Here is a 15,288-nt window from a genome sequence, read left to right on the forward strand (position 1 = left end):
CGGTCCGGTGCCATGGTCGAAGTATTCGGAATGCTGGGTTCATTACGCGGTGGATCCGCAGCCTCGGCGAGCGGGTCGCGTGCCACCACCGTAACCGCTTGTGCAGCCCTTCACAAAGTCGGTGAATTTGGCCTCATTTTCCGCCGCGACCAGCAGCGCGGCGGAATCAAGCCGGATCAGCAATCGCTCAGCGAGTCAAGTCGGCCCGCAATCGGGGCTCGTCGACATCGAAATAGCTGTGCTCACGGCCGTCCAAAAGCACGACGGGAAGCCGGTCGCCGTACTCCGCGCGCAGGCCAGGGTCGGTTCCGGCGGCTTCGTCGACATCGACCGTCGACGGCTCGATATCGAAATCGGCGCAGATCGCCAGGAGTTGCTCGAACGCGGTGACGCAGAGGCCGCAGCCCGATCTCGTCAGCAGCGTCACCGAATGTGTGGGATTGGTCATGGCCGATATTAAATCCCCTCGCCACGCCCCGATCGGAGCGTGCGGTAGTGCCTTAACTGTCACCGCGGCCAGCTAATGTGGTTGTGGTTCGCGCGACGGGCGGAGGTACTGGTGCCGGAACGATCGAAGGTGGCAAGGGCGGGTTTCATCGCGGGACGATTCGGTGAGTTTCCGGTGCGGTGGAATCAGGGTCGGCTCGGCCAGGGTCTGCAGGACCAGCTCGCGCGCATCTCTCGCAGCCCCTTCGGCCCGAGCGAGGAAGAGTTGCGGGCCAATCTGGCCGGTGAGGCCAGTGCCGAGGCGGCGCTGTCGCTGCACGATGCCGAACTCGCCGAAGCCGATATCGAGGCCACCGGGCCCGAAGTACCGCGGGACTTGACCGCGGCCGCATTCTTCGATGTCGACAACACCATGGTGCAGGGTGCGTCGATCGTGCATTTCGCCCGTGGCTTGGCCGCGCGCAAATATTTCAAGACCTCCGATCTGGTGGACGTCGCCTGGAAGCAGGTGAAATTCCGGGTCACCGGTAAGGAGAACAGCACCGATATGGCCGCGGGCCGGGAGAAGGCGCTGGCATTCATCGCGGGCCGCCCGACCGCCGAACTGGCCGCACTCGGCGAGGAGATCTACGACGAGATCATCGCCGACAAGATCTGGCCCGGCACAAGGGCTTTGGCGCAGATGCACCTGGACGCCGGACAGCAGGTGTGGCTGGTGACCGCGACGCCGGTCGAGCTGGCACAGGTGATCGCGAAGCGGCTCGGACTCACCGGTGCGCTCGGCACGGTCGCCGAGAGCGTGGACGGAAAGTTCACCGGGCGATTGGTCGGCGACATCCTGCACGGACTCGGCAAGGCGCATGCGGTGCGCACACTGGCGATCCGAGAAGGCTTGAACCTCAAGCGTTGTACGGCCTACTCCGACAGCCACAACGATGTGCCGATGCTGTCGCTGGTCGGCACCGCGGTGGCGATCAATCCGGATTCGGACCTACGCGAGGTGGCAAAGAATCGCGGCTGGGAGATCCGTGATTTCCGCACCGGACGCAAGGCAGCCAAGATCGGCGTGCCGACCGCGCTGGCACTCGGCGCCGCCGGTGGCGCGGTCGCCGCGGCGGTCACCCGGCGCCGCGAGCATTAGCCCGTGAACGGGTTGCGGCGCTTGGTGAGCAGTTTGTAGAGAGTCTGCTGAATGGTTTCGCGGACCTGGTCGGTGATCTCGAACATGGTCATCGGATCGTCCGCGTCCTCGGCCTCGTAGCCGGTGGTCGCGATGGGCTCGCCGAATTCGATGTACCACTTCGACGGCAGCGGCAGCGCACCGAGCGGACCCAGATGCGGGAACAGCGGTGTCACCGGGAAATACGGCACATTGAGCAGCCGGGCGAGCGGCTTGATATCGGCCAGTTTCGGATAGATCTCTTCCGAGCCGACGATCGAGCACGGAATGATCGGCGTGCCGGTGCGCACCGCCGCCGCGACGAATCCGCCGCGACCGAAGCGCTGCAGCTTGTAGCGGTCGGTGAACTGCTTACCGACGCCCTTGAAGCCCTCCGGGAACACGCCGGTCAATTCGCCTGCGCGCAAAAGCCTTTCGGCATCCGGATGGCAGGCCAGGGTGTGCCCGGCCTTGCGAGCGAGCACGCCGAGCACCGGCGTCTCGAAGAGGAGATCGGCGGCCAGCAGGCGTAGCGCGCGTTCCTTCGGATGCCGGTCGTGGATCGCCAGTTGCAGCATCAGCCCGTCGAGCGGGATGGTGCCCGCATGGTTGGCGACGATCAGCGCACCGCCGGCCTCCGGAACGTTCTCGATCCCGTTGACCTGCACACGAAACCAATAATCCGAGAGCGGGCGCAGCGCGGGCAGGATCAACGATTCCAGCAGATGCTCGTCGAAGCCGAATTCGTCGACCTGATAGTCGCCGGTGACCCGACGGCGCAGGAAATCCGCGGTGGTGCGGATCTGCTTGCCGATGGCGCCGCGCAGCATGTCCGACACCGAATGCGGCGCCGGGGGTTCGGCGGCCGCGAGACGTTCGGTCAGCGACGTCACCACCTGGCTCGGCGCGACCTCGCCGGTCACCGGCTCCGGCCAGCGCCGCGGCGTGCTCCGCTGGCGCGTTTCGATATTCAGATCGTGGAGTTGGATGACTTTCGCTACGTCATTCATGTATGTGCTCCCGTATCGGCCCCGAGCAGGCCGAGCAGTTTATGTTCTGCGGCATCGATCCACGCTGGATCGATGACGGGCCGCGACGCTGCGCCCCCGATGAAGTCGTCGAATGCCTGCACCGTCGTCCAGCGCGGGACGAAACCGAGTTCGGCGCGCATACGGGTGGTGTCGAGACCACAGCCGAAGTGGAAATAGTCGATCTGCTCACTGGTGAAGTCCCGCATGATCGGGCCCATGATCGCGCGGCCCGCGGTACGGAAGACCAGCCATGGGATCGGCAGCTCGATCCGGCCGGCACGCCGGATCGCCTGCGATAGCATCAGCGCGCCGTCGCCCGCGATGTTGTAGGTGCCACCGGGCGCCTGCCGGGCCGCGTGCGCCATCGCGGCGATGGCGTCCTCCTCGTGCAGCAACTGCAGCCTGGCATCGCGGCCGAGGACCGTCGGCGCGACCGGTGAACGCAGATACTGCACACCGCGCCGGGCCAATCGCGGGCCGACAATGGGCGCCAAACGCAAAATCGAAGCGGCGATATCGGGACGTCGCCGCGCGAGTCCGCGGACGAATCCTTCGATTTCGATCATGTCGCGAGCAAACCAACCACTCGGTGGGGTTCGCGCACTCATTTCTTCGGTGAATTTCGCGGGATCCTTCGCGCTGCATCCGTAGACCGCGGAGGTCGAGCGCACCACCACGCGCCGCACCGAAGGCGATTTCTGACAGACCGCGAGCAGCTGCATGGCGCCGAGCACATTGAGATCCTTCATCACCGCCCGGCCACCACCGGCCGGTGGATGCGTGAGCATCGCGGCGTGCACCACGGTATCGACCTCATTGCCGCCGATCACCTTGCGAATCAAGGGATTTCGAATATCGGCGCGAACGAATTCGGCGCGGCCCATGCGTCGTTGCAGTTCACGACTCGGGGTCATGGTGTCGACGGCCAGGATGTGTTCGATAGTCTGATCCTGGGCCAAACGCGCGACCACGTTGCCGCCGAAGAATCGGCTGGCACCGGTCACCATCACCACCTTGGGTGTATGTCCATCCCGTATTTCAGAACCCACCGCACCGGATCCCAACTGTGACAGCCCCCCAATTCCATTTGCTGCGGTATCAGAGTAGCCGGTCGACTCCGCTACGCAGAGGGTATTAACCAGGATCTAACGATGACTTCAGTCACCCGATACATGAGCAACTTTCAAAATTCGCTGTTTCAAAAAGAAAAGCCCGCCACCAATCGGTGACGGGCCTCTCAGCTAACGCGCAGCAACTCACTTGCCGAGTTTGCGCCGCTGAACACGCGTGCGGCGAAGCAGCTTGCGGTGCTTCTTCTTCGACATGCGCTTGCGGCGCTTCTTGATCACAGAACCCATAGGGTTGTCCTCGCGTTCTCTCTACTCGGCGCGCACGCCAATCACGTACGCCTATTTCAGCGTCCGCGCCGCCAAGCTGGCACCGGACACCACAAAGCGGTGCCGCCGGCAGGCGCACACGAACCGAGGGTTCATCCTACCGGGACACCGTCAAGCTGATGAAACCGCCTCATCCAGCGTCGAAGTAGGACGTCTCCAGATAGTCGTGCACCGCCTTGGCATGCACCCGGAATGAGCGACCGACCCGTACGGCGGGCAACTCACCCGAGTGCACCAGCCGATAGACCGTCATCTTGGACACTCGCATGAGATTCGCAACCTCGGCGACGGTGAGGAACTGAGTACCTCCGCCGAGCACCGATTGCGTCGGAGTTCCCGAACCGCCTTGGGTCCGGGAATTAGCCCGGCTACCCGATGGTCCGGAACTTCCTGGCGACGTCCCTGAACTATTTGGAGACATCTTGTTAGACATCATCGCACCACTGACCTCCGGCACGTCCGCGCCGCCGGCTTCCCCACCGGCGGAACAGACACGCACGTGCTCCTTGAAGCTTAGCGGGACCAGTGGGATTACTGCGACGGGTGTGAGAAATCAGGTTTACACGCAGGGAACCGACCGGTCACCCCGTAGACGCGCGGTGTTTGATCAACGCCCACCCGAGACGCCTCAGGAAGCGCTGCCGCCCGCACCGTCGTTGGCACCCTGTTCGGCGGATCGTTGCTTCGCCGCGTGCAATGCCTCGAGGAAGGCCGAACGCACCCCGCCACGCTCCAATTCACGCACCGCGGCGGCGGTCGTACCCGCCGGTGAGGTCACTGCGGCACGCAGCTCGGCAGCGGTCTGCCCGGAGCTCTCGAGCAGGGCGGCCGAGCCGAGCATGGTCTGCACCACGAGCTCGGTGGCGACGTCGTGGGTCAGGCCGAGCCCGACACCGGCATCGACCATGGCCTCGACCACCAGGAAGAAGTACGCGGGTCCGGAACCCGAGACCGCGGTCACCGCATCCATCTGCGCCTCGGTCACGGTCGCCACCTTGCCGACCGCGGCGAGCAGCTCGGTCACCTGGGCCAGCTGTTCGGGCCGGGCATAGCGGCCCGGCGCGAGCACGCTCATGCCCTGGCCGACCAGCATCGGGGTATTCGACATCACCCGCACCACCGGGAAACCGGCGGGCAGCTTGTTCTCCAGGCGCGCCGTCGGCACACCCGCTGCCAGCGACACCAGGATCTGATCCCGGTCGGCGTCGAGTTCGGCCTTGCCGAGCTGGGTCAGGACCGTATCCACATCACCCGGCTTGACCGCGATGACCAAGACATCCGCACCGACGATCGCGTCCGCGATCGAATCGGTGACCCGTACACCGAAGCGGTCGCCGATGAGTTCGGCCCGATCAGCGTGCGTCTCGACGACGACCAGCCCCTTCGCCGCCCGTCCGGATTCGAGCAATCCGGCGATCAACGCCTCCCCGATGCGACCGCCACCGATCACCGCAACTCTCGTCATGGGCTCAAGGCTAGCCCGCCTCCCCGAGCCTTTTACCGGCCGCAGGTGCCACGCACTTTGCGTCCGTGGAATTGGACGAGGGGAACCGGTCCTATCGCGGCTGCGGCACCAGGGCGAGCTGACGGCTCTGCGCGACGACCGCACCGGTGGAGTCGAGAATCAGCTGGTCCTCGTCGAACATGCGCTGGCCGATCTCGTGGCTGGTCGCGATGATCCGCAGCCAACCCGGGGCCGGGCGGCGGCGCAGGTAGGTGGTCATCTGAACGGTCGGGGCCCAACCGGTCTGGCCGAGGTTCGCCGGGACCGGCGGGCTCATATCGGCGGACATGATCGCGAAGTACATGGCGATATCCGGATCCTGCTGGTCACCCTCGAACGGGCGCATCCAAAGACGCAGGCGCGGTTCACCTTTCGCACCGTCGAGGAATCGGGCCCACTCGCGGTCGATGAACAGTTCGGCGCCGCGCGCCACATGGACGACCTTGCCCATCGACGAATCCCGGTAACCGACGGCGTCGGCGGGCGGTTCGATCGGCATTTCAGCATGCTGCTGCGCGTAGATCGGGTCGGCATCATCGAGATGACCGAAGGTGAACGCGGTGCGCACCAGCGTGCGCCCGTTCTGGATCAGGTTCACATCGACCAGGCAGATCTGGCGACCGACCTTGCGGATGTGCACCTCGTACTCGACCTCGCCCGGCTCCGGTGCACCGAGGAAATCGGAGCTCGCCGCGATGGGCGCCATGGCGACCAGGGCCGCATCGGAGGCGCGCAGCCAGCGGGTGGCCGCGGCGGCGCTGGTCGCGACCATGGTGCCGCCGTGCACCTTCGGCCCGATAGTCCAGATTTTGTCGATGATGCCCAGGTAGCGGCCGGTATCCGGGTTGGCCGACAGCAGTTCGGTCAGTGTGCACACCCGGCTGAAGGGTGCGTCCGTCGTGATGGCCTGCTCGAGTTCGGCGGTCAGCTCCGGCATCGTCACTCCTGTCGTCGGTCGGCCGCGTCGGCGAGACGCGGCGTTCGTACAGCGTAGAACGAAGCGATTCGGGACCGGAATTCCCCTCTGCCGGCAGATCGGTGCGGCGTCACACCTGGTTGGCGTGCGTCGGGGCCGGAGCGGGTGCGCTGAGGTGCGCTCTGGCGAAGTCCAGCGTGCGGTTGAGCATGCCCGTGCGGTCCTGGGTGGTGCGCGCGTTCTGGGTATTGATCTCGGCCACCGCGTGACCGGCGAAACCGGAGCGCAGCAGCGCCGCACACAGCTCGACACAGGGCTGGGTGCCCTCGCCGGGCACCAGATGCTCGTCATGCGCCGCACCGCGGCCGTCGGCGAGATGCAGGTGTGCGAGGCCGTGGCCCATCCGCGCGGCCAAGGCGAGCGGATCGGCACCGGCGGTCGCGGTATGTGAGAGATCCAGGGTGTAGTGCCGGAATCCGGTATCGGTCGGATCGTAGGACGGGCTGAACGCGGTAACGCCGGGACCGGGTCCGCCGCGGCGCTCCAGCCGCTTCACCGACCCGGATTTGCGGCCGAAAAGGGTGTCCGCGCGCATGGGGAACATATTCTCCACCGCGACGATGACGTGGCTGTGCTCCTCGAGCTCCGCCACCTGATCGGCGAAGCCCTGCGCATATCTGCGCTGCCAGCGGAACGGCGGATGCACCACCACGGTGCCCGCGCCGAGCGCCTCGGCCGTGCGCACACTGCGCTCGAGTTTGGCCACCGGATCCGAGCCCCACACCCGCTGCGAGATCAGCAGGCACGGTGCGTGGATCGCAAGTACCGGCACACCGTATTTGCGGGAATAGGCCTGGACCGTGGCGATGCTCTGGCTGGCCGGCTCGGCCCAGACCATCAATTCGATACCGTCGTAACCGATTTCGGCCGCGTATCGGAAGGCCGCCTCGGTGTTCTGCGGATAGACCGAGGCCGTCGAGAGACCGACGAGGATCTGCTGACCGCCGGATCCGCCGGTCGCTTCGACCGGCGTATCGGGTTCGGTACGCACGTCGGGATCGGGAGCGGGCCCCCTGGCCACGCTCGCCGTTCTGGTGTCGTCCGCCTGCCCGATGTTCCCCACAGCCTGCTCCCTGCTCAGTTCGTACTGAGTAGAAAGGCTAGCGGTCCCAGGGTGACAAAGATGCCGACGACGACGGCTATCACCGTGCTGAGGATGTCATCGGTGCGCCGCAGTATTCGCACCAGCGCCACCAGGCCCAGGATCACGATCATCGCCAGGCACAGCGCCACCCACGGCAGCATTTCCCACATGCGCTCGAAGCCCTTGAAGAGCAACATTCCGGCGACTGCGGCGCCGGTGCTCTGACCGCCGAGAATCATCCACTGGCGGCGATTGGCGTCGTACTCCGACTTGCGTGCGACCCGCGAGCGCGCGCGTCTCGGGGACAGGCGGGAGGCGAACGAATGATCCGAATCGACATCGTCGTCGTCGAAATCCTCCTCGTCGTCGAGGACATCACCGGTCGGGAACGGTTCGTACACATCGGTGAGACCGTCGTACACCTCTGGCTCGGCGGGCTTCGATCGGCCACGTCGTCCACGCCCGTTGCGTTCGGCGGCGCGCCCGTTCGCCCGCGCGGCCTCGGCACGTTCGACTTCGTCGCGCAGCAGGTCGCCCGCTACGGTCTGGCCGGAGACGAGCTGTTGATCCTGGCTCGCCAGAGACCATGCGGCGGTGGGGATGCTCTCGGACTCGGGCGCATCGTTCTTGGTCGGTACATGTCTTCGCGCCGACCAGGCAGGCAGACCGCCATCGGCCGGACCGTCCCGCCGTGCGGACCTTCGCTGATCCGGCGGCTCGGGATGGGCACCGCGCGCCCGACCGTCCGGCAGCGGGGACATCGGCACTGGCGCGGACTCCGGGGCGAAACCGTTGGTGGACGGCGACCATGCCGCGGTCGAGGGTGCGGCTTCGGCCTCGGCTGCCTCGGCCGCACGTCTCCGGGCGGCCCGGCCGCCTGTTCTCGATCCGCTCGGCGGGCTTTCCGGCGGGGCACCGATGCCACGGCCGAGATCGCGCAGCGGCTGTACGTCGGTGGTCTCTTCCTCCGGTTCGGCATGCCGACGTCGGCGGCCGGTGCGTCCGGAGCCGACCCCCGAAGCGCCATCGGCAAGCGGGTCCCGCGAATACGGGCCAGGCGCCGGGGCGTACGGATCAGGTGCCGGAGCGTACGGATCAGGTGCCGGGACGTACGGATCGGGTGCCGGGGCGTAAAGGCCCGATATCGGCGCAGACAGCGGATCCGCGGGTGCGGCATGCCGCGACGAATCCGCGCCCGGCATTTCCCGCCCTGGCATGACCCGGCTCGAATATCCCGGCGCGGGCAGCGGATCGGCGGGCGCCTCCGGAGCGGCGTAGGCCGAGAGCGGGTCGTATCGGGTGATCGGCCCCGACATCGGCGAGTAGTTGGGCAATTCGGGTGCGGCGTACGGCGCCGGCTCCGGCGCGGCGTACGAAGTGGGTTCCGGCGCAGGCGTTTCGAAACCGGCCCCCGCGTACCCGCCGGACTGGAAACCGGAAGGTTGGTGACCCGACGCGTCGTAACCGTTGGATTCGTATCCGTTGGATTCGTACGACGGCGGTTCGTACGCCGGTTCGTCGTCCTCGGGTGCGGCGTGCGCGGAATGGCCACCGCCGCCGCCCACCGGAATGGCAGGCAGATCACCGGTCAGCTCGGCAACCGAGATGCCGCGACCACTGCGCCGCCGCCGCCCGCCGCCACCGGACGATGCCGCGCCCTGCTGGCCGTTGCGTGCCAGCAGCTCGGCAACCGATAGCTGCTTGGAATCCTCACTCATGACGACACCGTTTCGATCGGGCCCGATAGACCGCCGCCGGGCACCGGCTTACCGCTCGTTTCCGCGACGGAACCCGGCAATGCCGTAGCCCTCGGTCCGCCGTTCATATCGGTATCCAGTTTGCGCAAGATGAGCCCCTCGCGCAGTGCCCACGGACAAATCTCGAGGCTATCCAGCGATAGTGCCCGCATACTCGCCTCCGCGACCAGTGCGCCAGCCACCAATTGCTGTGACCGATCGGAACTTACGCCTTCCAATTCTGCACGGTCCGCCGCCGTCATTCTCGAGATGAACGCAATCAGTTGGCGCAGACCTGAGCTGGTGAGTGTACGGCGTACCCGCAGCCCGGCCGAAGAGGGTGCCGCTCCGGTCAACCGGGCAAGCGACCGAAACGTCTTCGAGGTGCCGACCGCGAGATCCGGTTTCCCCACGTCCAGCAGCTGTTTCGCGGGTGCGACGAGTTCCGCGTCGAGCCAATCGCGCAGCACCGCGACGCGGCGTTTGCCCGGTGGATCCTCGCGCAGCCATTCTCTGGTCAACCGTCCGGCGCCGAGTTGCAGCGAGGTCGCGAGATCGGGTTCCTCGTCGCCGCCGTTGGTCATTTCCAGTGAGCCGCCGCCGATGTCGAGATTGAGGATCCGGCCCGCGCTCCAGCCGTACCAACGGCGCACGGCGAGGAAGGTCAGCCGGGCCTCGTCGACACCGGCGAGCACCTGCAGCTCGACGCCGGTTTCGGCGCGGACCCTGGCGAGTACCTCATCGGAATTCGCGGCCTCACGCAGCGCGGAGGTCGCGAACGGCATCAGCTCGACGCAGCGGGAAGTCTCGGCGATGCTGGCGAATTCGGCCACCGTCGCGATCAGCCGTTCGGCCCCCTGCACGGTGATGCAGCCGTCGGAGTCCATGTTCTCCGATAGCCGGAGAGTGGCCTTTGTCGAGCTCATCGGCATCGGGTGACCACCGCGATGGGCGTCCACCACAAGCAGGTGGACGGTATTGCTTCCGACATCGAGTACCCCAAGCCGCACATGAATACGGTACTGGGTGAACCGGCCCTTTAGCCCAGCCGACTGAACTGTTAGCGTCCTGGAGTGTGACGGTAGGCGCAGCAGTGAGTGAGCGCAGCGAGCGAATCAGCAAGCGCAGCGCGACGCCGCGCGCGACGGAGCCGAGCGCGGGCGAGGTGGAGTCGTGAGCGGCTCCAAGAGGCCCCGACCAGCGGGGAAGATCGATCCGGCGCCGGAGGTCGATCTCGACTTTCCCCGTGAATGGATCGAGTTCGTGGATCCCGCAAACGACGAGCATGTGATCGTCGCGGATATGACCTGGCTGCTGTCGCGCTGGACGTGTGTCTTCGGAACTCCGGCCTGTCAGGGAATTCTGAGCGACCGCCCCGATGACGGCTGTTGCTCGCACGGTGCGTTCCTTTCCGACAAGGACGATCGCAAGCGTCTGACCAATGCTGTGAAAATGCTCACACCGAGCGACTGGCAGCTGATGGACGAGGCGACCGACGCCGAGGGCAAGATCACCAAGAAGGGCTATCTGGAGCTCGACGAGCTGGAGGACGAGCCCGCCCTGCGCACCCGTCGCTTCGACGGCGCCTGCATTTTCCTGAACCGCCCCGGGTTCGAGGGCGGCGTCGGCTGCGCGCTGCACACCATGGCGCTGCGCAAGGGCATCGAACCGCTCGAGGTGAAGCCAGATGTGTGCTGGCAGCTGCCGATCCGGCGCACCCAGGACTGGGTGGAGCGCCCAGACGGCGTGCAGATCCTGAAGACCACCATCACCGAATACGACCGGCGCGGCTGGGGGCCCGGCGGCGAGGACCTGGACTGGTACTGCTCCGGCTCCCCCGACGCCCATGTCGGCACCCGCCCGGTGTGGCAGTCCTACGGTCCCGAACTGAAGGAATTACTCGGCGCACCCGCCTACGAAGAGCTGGCCAGACACTGCAAGCGCCGCGAGGGACTCGGCCTGATCGCGATCCATCCCGCGACCGTGCACGCAAATCGCATGAGATCCGACGACCACGTCGCAGACCAGTCGGCGTGACCTATCCAACGTCCACCACGTGAGGTTTGCATAGCGGGTGATTCACCTGCTCGCCATGCGGGCTTTACTCAGATGCGGTTGGATGTGCGGTCATGTTGAAGAAAGCCCTGACCCTGACCGCCATCGCGCTCGGCGCCACCGCCGCGCTGACCGGCGCGGCGCATGCCGAACCCAACGGCGACCCGGCCAAATACGCCGATTTCACCGCCGACTTCCTGCCCGCCAACACCCCTGAGGCGCTGAACGCCCAGGCGAATGGCAAGAACCTGATCATGAGCCCGTACGGCCTCAGCCGCACCATCGCCTGCCGCGGCACCAGCGCGGCGGATGTCTACGACTGCATGCAGGAAGACGATCTCGGCTGGATCACCCTGCACAAGCAGGACGTCCCCGGCATCGGCCCCACCTGGGTCTACCTGCCCTGATACTCCCCCGCCTCCCCGGACCTTTTGCCGGTCGTAGGTGCCCGGAGACTTACGTCGCGGGCCGACGGTCGGTTTTAGGGTCCGGTTATGGGCGTTCCCGGCGAGTTACCCATGTCCTAACGAAATCAGTGGTCAGGCCTCGAGCTTGTAACCGAGACCACGCACCGTCACCAGGTGCTCCGGCTTGGCCGGATCGCCTTCGATCTTCGAGCGCAACCGCTTGACGTGCACGTCGAGGGTCTTGGTGTCGCCGACGTAGTCGGCGCCCCAGACCCGGTCGATCAGCTGGCCGCGGGTCAGCACTCGCCCGGAATTGCGCAGCAGATATTCGAGCAGATCGAATTCCTTCAACGGCAGGGTGACCTGCCTGCCGTTGACGTGCACGGTGTGGCGGTCGACATCCATCCGTACCGGTCCGGCCTCGAGCACACCGCTCTCATTGCCGCCGTCCAGTTCATCGCCCGCGCCGCGGCGCAGCACGGCCCGGATGCGGGCGATCAGTTCGCGCGCCGAGTACGGCTTGGTGACGTAGTCGTCGGCGCCGAGTTCCAGGCCGACCACCTTATCGATCTCGCTGTCGCGCGCGGTGACCATGATCACCGGGACCCCGCTGCGGGTGCGCAGCTGTTTGCACACGTCGGTGCCGCTCATGCCGGGCAGCATGAGGTCGAGCAGCACGATATCGGCGCCGGAGCGGTCGAATTCGGCGAGCGCGGACGGTCCGTCACCGACCACGGTGACCTCGAATCCCTCCTTGCGCAGCAGGAACGCGAGCGGATCGGCCAGCGACTCCTCATCTTCGACGATCAGAACACTCGTCATCTGCGTGCCTCCACACCATTCGGTCTGCCCGGCCCCATGGGGCGCGGGTGTGTTTCTCTCATGCTCACCGCGGAACCGTCGGCTTCTTCTTCGCCGTCGGCTTCATGGTGGGCAGGTATTCGCAGGGTGAACGTCGATCCGGTGCCGAGCTTGCTCCACAGGGTGATTTCACCGTTGTGGTTGGCCGCCACGTGCTTGACGATAGCCAGGCCGAGCCCGGTGCCACCGGTGGCGCGCGAGCGTGCCTTATCGGATCGGAAGAATCGTTCGAAGACCCGCTCCTGGTCTTCCTTGGCGATACCGATGCCGCGGTCGGTCACGGCCATCGCGACGTGATCGCCGCGCAGTGAGCGGCTCACCGAAACGTGGGAGCCCGCGAGTGAGTACGCGATGGCGTTCTCCACCAGGTTGGACAGTGCGGTGACGAGCAGGGTTTCGTCGCCGAGCACCTCGAGTCCGCTCGGACGATCGGTGCTGACGGTGATGCCCGCGGCCTCGGCGGCGGTGCGGGAGCGATCGACCGCCTGCGTGACCACGGAGTCGACGTCGACCACCTCGAGCTCGGGTAGCTTTTCCGCGCCCTGTAGTCGCGAGAGCGCGATCAACTCGGTCACCATCTTGCCGAGGCGCCGGGATTCACCGAGTACGCGCTGACCGAAGTGCCGGACCGCCTCGGGATCTTCGGCGGATTCCAGCATGGCCTCGGCCAGCAGGCTCATCGCGCCGACGGGAGTCTTGAGCTCGTGGCTGACGTTGGCGACGAAGTCGCGGCGGGTGGCCTCCATGCGGGCCTGCTCGGAATCGTCGTCGGCGAACAGCACGGTGAAGCTGGTCTCTTCGCGCGATAACTGTCTGGCCACTCCGCGCACCGCGATCCGGCTGCGGCCGGGCATCGGGTTCTTCGCGGTGAGATCGAATTCGGTGGATTCGCCGGTGGCGAGCACCTTCTCCACCGCGGCCCAGGCGCGTTCGTCGAGCAGCCGGTTGCGGACCAGGCCCAATTCCTCGGCGCGCGGATTGACCAGTACCACATCGCGGTATTCGTCCACGACCGCGATTCCGCTCTCGGAGGCGAGCACGATCAGGTCGAGCACCTGGGACATGGTGAGACCGGAATCCGCCTGTCTGCGAGCGGCCTGCCTGGCGTTCATGAACGGGATCAGTAGCCCGCCGACTGCCAGGCCGACGACAGCCGCGAGGACTGCCAGCAGGACGGCCTGGGGAACACTCACACTTGAATCGTACGGTCGCCGACCGACAACCCAACTCGGGGTGTGCGAAGTTTCGCGCAGGTCATGGGCACTTCCAGGCCCGTTAGCCGCTTGTTTACGCGTTGTTCGCGCGACAGCGTCCGGATCGTTCTCACTCCTCCGAATCCGACATTGCCGACCGCACCGAGTCGCCGTGGCGGTCGGCCCATTCGCCGAGGGCGTAGATCGGAATGAGCAGATCGCGTCCGGCTTCGGTCAGTTCGTATTCGACGCGGGGCGGGGCCTCGGCGTAGCGATGGCGCTCGATGAGGGTCATGGTCTGCATGCGGCGCAGCGTCTGGGTGAGCATCTTCTGGCTGATGCCGCCGATGGCGGTGCGCAGGTCACCTGGGCGCATCGGGCCGTCGCGCAGCATGTAGACGATGACCGCGAGCCAACGGTTGCCGAACAGGTCGACGCCGAGGCGGGCCGGGCAGTCGGCCTCGTAGTCGCCATAGGGCGCGAATTCCACGGGTTCGGCATGTTCGACCGTCATGACTCCAGCCTGCCATCGTCATTGCGCACCTTCGGGTGCCTATCGAAATCCCTAGCGTCGGTGCCGAATACATCCCGAAACAGGAGTTGATATGCGAATCGGAATCATCGGGGCCGGTGCGATGGCGAAGGCACTCGGCGGCGGCTGGGCCGCGGCCGGGCACGAGGTCGTCATCGGCGCGCGGTCCCGTGCGGCCGCGGATGCGCTGGCAGCAACCATCGGGCATGGAGCGCGGGGCGGAAGTACCGGCGCGGCTGCCGAATTCGGGGCGGTGGTGCTGTTGGCGCTGCCGGTAAGTGCCCTTGACGAAGTATTGGGTGAAATCGGCGGAGAACTTGCCGGACGGACGGTGATCGACTGCACCAACGCGTTCCTCCCGGACGCGGCCGCGCCGCAAGGAGTTCCGGCTTTCGTACTGTCCGAGGACGCGGTCGCCGCTCGCATCGCGGCGACGGTTCCCGAGGCGAATGTGGTGAAGGCGTTCAACGTATGTGCCGCCGAGGTGTGGGAATCACCGGCCCGCGTCTTCGAGGACCGCAGGCTGGCGGTGCCGATCTGCGGTGACGATGCTTCCGCAGTGCAACAGGTCGCCGCACTGACGGAAGATCTCGGGCTGCAACCGGTTTCGGCGGGCGGACTGCATCAGGCCAAATATCTCGAGGCCACCTCGGTCTTCACCGTCGGCCTCTGGTTCGGCGGTGCGGATGCCCGCGCGATCTTCCCGCCGTTGGAGGCGGCATTCGCCGTGGCCGACTAGCGACCGGACCCGGTCCGAGCGTGCACCACCGCCCATACCCCGCGGATTCGAGCTTGAATGCGCGAGAGGTGCACGCTCGGGCCGGATACGGCTTACCAGCCCGGGTTACCCCGCACCGGAAGATTCACGAAACTCGGCCGATTCGGATCCAGTTGCACGTGTTGTGG

Annotated in this window: 16 protein-coding genes and 1 pseudogene; 4 read left to right on the forward strand and 13 right to left on the reverse strand. The window is 66.2% G+C overall.

The window, feature by feature from the left end; genetic code table 11:
- Positions 1-187: 187 nt before the first annotated feature.
- Complete coding sequence (locus ON44_RS30250; protein WP_040696217.1) at positions 188-448, reverse strand: glutaredoxin family protein; 261 nt, start codon at positions 446-448, stop codon at positions 188-190.
- A 129-nt stretch (positions 449-577) separates the two neighbouring features.
- Between ON44_RS30250 and ON44_RS30255 the strand changes: the two genes are divergently transcribed.
- Positions 578-1,588 carry an HAD family hydrolase gene (locus tag ON44_RS30255; RefSeq protein WP_040696263.1) on the forward strand — a complete coding sequence of 337 codons (1,011 nt, stop codon included), beginning with the start codon at positions 578-580 and terminating at the stop codon, positions 1,586-1,588.
- Here ON44_RS30255 and ON44_RS30260 read toward each other — a convergent pair.
- From ON44_RS30260 to ON44_RS30295, 9 genes and pseudogenes are all read right to left on the reverse strand, one after another.
- Positions 1,585-2,616 carry a lysophospholipid acyltransferase family protein gene (locus ON44_RS30260; RefSeq protein WP_040696219.1) on the reverse strand — a complete coding sequence of 344 codons (1,032 nt, stop codon included), beginning with the start codon at positions 2,614-2,616 and terminating at the stop codon, positions 1,585-1,587. The genes ON44_RS30255 and ON44_RS30260 overlap by 4 nt on opposite strands.
- Positions 2,613-3,644, reverse strand: coding sequence for an NAD-dependent epimerase/dehydratase family protein (locus tag ON44_RS30265; RefSeq protein ID WP_051182601.1), 1,032 nt, complete (start codon positions 3,642-3,644; stop codon positions 2,613-2,615). The genes ON44_RS30260 and ON44_RS30265 overlap by 4 nt, the downstream gene beginning before the upstream one ends.
- A gap of 249 nt (positions 3,645-3,893) precedes the next feature.
- Complete coding sequence (locus ON44_RS48690; protein WP_003402602.1) at positions 3,894-3,995, reverse strand: 30S ribosomal protein bS22; 102 nt, start codon at positions 3,993-3,995, stop codon at positions 3,894-3,896.
- 169 nt (positions 3,996-4,164) lie between these two features.
- Positions 4,165-4,455, reverse strand: a complete 291-nt coding sequence (locus ON44_RS54135; protein ID WP_373283219.1) for a helix-turn-helix domain-containing protein — start codon at positions 4,453-4,455, stop codon at positions 4,165-4,167.
- 207 nt (positions 4,456-4,662) lie between these two features.
- Positions 4,663-5,499, reverse strand: coding sequence for a pyrroline-5-carboxylate reductase (proC, locus tag ON44_RS30275; protein ID WP_040696224.1), 837 nt, complete (start codon positions 5,497-5,499; stop codon positions 4,663-4,665).
- A gap of 91 nt (positions 5,500-5,590) precedes the next feature.
- Complete coding sequence (locus tag ON44_RS30280; RefSeq protein WP_083898224.1) at positions 5,591-6,475, reverse strand: thioesterase family protein; 885 nt, start codon at positions 6,473-6,475, stop codon at positions 5,591-5,593.
- 109 nt (positions 6,476-6,584) lie between these two features.
- The gene (locus ON44_RS30285; RefSeq protein WP_040696269.1) at positions 6,585-7,448 is read right to left on the reverse strand and encodes a sugar phosphate isomerase/epimerase family protein; all 864 of its coding nucleotides are present in this window, start codon (positions 7,446-7,448) and stop codon (positions 6,585-6,587) included.
- 143 nt (positions 7,449-7,591) lie between these two features.
- Positions 7,592-7,840 (reverse strand): annotated as a pseudogene (locus ON44_RS54415) (Rv0497 family membrane protein); the annotation flags it as partial.
- Between the two features lie 1,472 nt (positions 7,841-9,312).
- A complete protein-coding gene (locus ON44_RS30295) occupies positions 9,313-10,344 on the reverse strand; it encodes a Ppx/GppA family phosphatase (protein ID WP_040696226.1) in 1,032 nt (343 codons plus the stop codon).
- Positions 10,345-10,507: 163 nt separating this feature from the next.
- Between ON44_RS30295 and ON44_RS30300 the strand changes: the two genes are divergently transcribed.
- The gene (locus tag ON44_RS30300; protein WP_040696227.1) at positions 10,508-11,371 is read left to right on the forward strand and encodes a DUF3109 family protein; all 864 of its coding nucleotides are present in this window, start codon (positions 10,508-10,510) and stop codon (positions 11,369-11,371) included.
- Between the two features lie 92 nt (positions 11,372-11,463).
- Positions 11,464-11,796, forward strand: coding sequence for a hypothetical protein (locus ON44_RS30305; protein WP_051182603.1), 333 nt, complete (start codon positions 11,464-11,466; stop codon positions 11,794-11,796).
- 132 nt (positions 11,797-11,928) lie between these two features.
- Here ON44_RS30305 and ON44_RS30310 read toward each other — a convergent pair whose 3' ends face one another.
- The 3 genes from ON44_RS30310 to ON44_RS30320 form a co-directional block, all read right to left on the reverse strand.
- The gene (locus ON44_RS30310) at positions 11,929-12,618 is read right to left on the reverse strand and encodes a response regulator (protein ID WP_040696229.1); all 690 of its coding nucleotides are present in this window, start codon (positions 12,616-12,618) and stop codon (positions 11,929-11,931) included.
- Positions 12,615-13,850 carry a sensor histidine kinase gene (locus tag ON44_RS30315; protein ID WP_040696232.1) on the reverse strand — a complete coding sequence of 412 codons (1,236 nt, stop codon included), beginning with the start codon at positions 13,848-13,850 and terminating at the stop codon, positions 12,615-12,617. The genes ON44_RS30310 and ON44_RS30315 overlap by 4 nt, the downstream gene beginning before the upstream one ends.
- Before the next feature lie 130 nt (positions 13,851-13,980).
- A complete protein-coding gene (locus tag ON44_RS30320; RefSeq protein WP_051182604.1) occupies positions 13,981-14,364 on the reverse strand; it encodes a winged helix-turn-helix transcriptional regulator in 384 nt (127 codons plus the stop codon).
- Positions 14,365-14,455: 91 nt separating this feature from the next.
- Between ON44_RS30320 and ON44_RS30325 the strand changes: the two genes are divergently transcribed.
- Complete coding sequence (locus tag ON44_RS30325; protein ID WP_040696234.1) at positions 14,456-15,121, forward strand: NADPH-dependent F420 reductase; 666 nt, start codon at positions 14,456-14,458, stop codon at positions 15,119-15,121.
- Positions 15,122-15,288: the final 167 nt, after the last annotated feature.

The sequence above is a fragment of the Nocardia vinacea NBRC 16497 genome, assembly GCF_000308835.1.
Classification (GTDB): Bacteria; Actinomycetota; Actinomycetes; order Mycobacteriales; family Mycobacteriaceae; genus Nocardia; species Nocardia vinacea.

Excerpts from the sequence above, each read along its gene's own strand:
- ON44_RS30250 (WP_040696217.1), bottom strand. The coding sequence starts at position 448 with ATGACCAATCCCACACATTCGGTGACGCTGCTGACGAGATCGGGCTGC.
- ON44_RS30260 (WP_040696219.1), bottom strand. The coding sequence starts at position 2,616 with ATGAATGACGTAGCGAAAGTCATCCAACTCCACGATCTGAATATCGAA.
- ON44_RS30265 (WP_051182601.1), bottom strand. The coding sequence starts at position 3,644 with ATGGTGACCGGTGCCAGCCGATTCTTCGGCGGCAACGTGGTCGCGCGT.
- ON44_RS48690 (WP_003402602.1), bottom strand. The coding sequence starts at position 3,995 with ATGGGTTCTGTGATCAAGAAGCGCCGCAAGCGCATGTCGAAGAAGAAG.
- ON44_RS54135 (WP_373283219.1), bottom strand. The coding sequence starts at position 4,455 with ATGTCTCCAAATAGTTCAGGGACGTCGCCAGGAAGTTCCGGACCATCG.
- proC (WP_040696224.1), bottom strand. The coding sequence starts at position 5,499 with ATGACGAGAGTTGCGGTGATCGGTGGCGGTCGCATCGGGGAGGCGTTG.
- ON44_RS30280 (WP_083898224.1), bottom strand. The coding sequence starts at position 6,475 with ATGCCGGAGCTGACCGCCGAACTCGAGCAGGCCATCACGACGGACGCA.
- ON44_RS30305 (WP_051182603.1), top strand. The coding sequence starts at position 11,464 with ATGTTGAAGAAAGCCCTGACCCTGACCGCCATCGCGCTCGGCGCCACC.
- ON44_RS30310 (WP_040696229.1), bottom strand. The coding sequence starts at position 12,618 with ATGACGAGTGTTCTGATCGTCGAAGATGAGGAGTCGCTGGCCGATCCG.
- ON44_RS30320 (WP_051182604.1), bottom strand. The coding sequence starts at position 14,364 with ATGACGGTCGAACATGCCGAACCCGTGGAATTCGCGCCCTATGGCGAC.
- ON44_RS30325 (WP_040696234.1), top strand. The coding sequence starts at position 14,456 with ATGCGAATCGGAATCATCGGGGCCGGTGCGATGGCGAAGGCACTCGGC.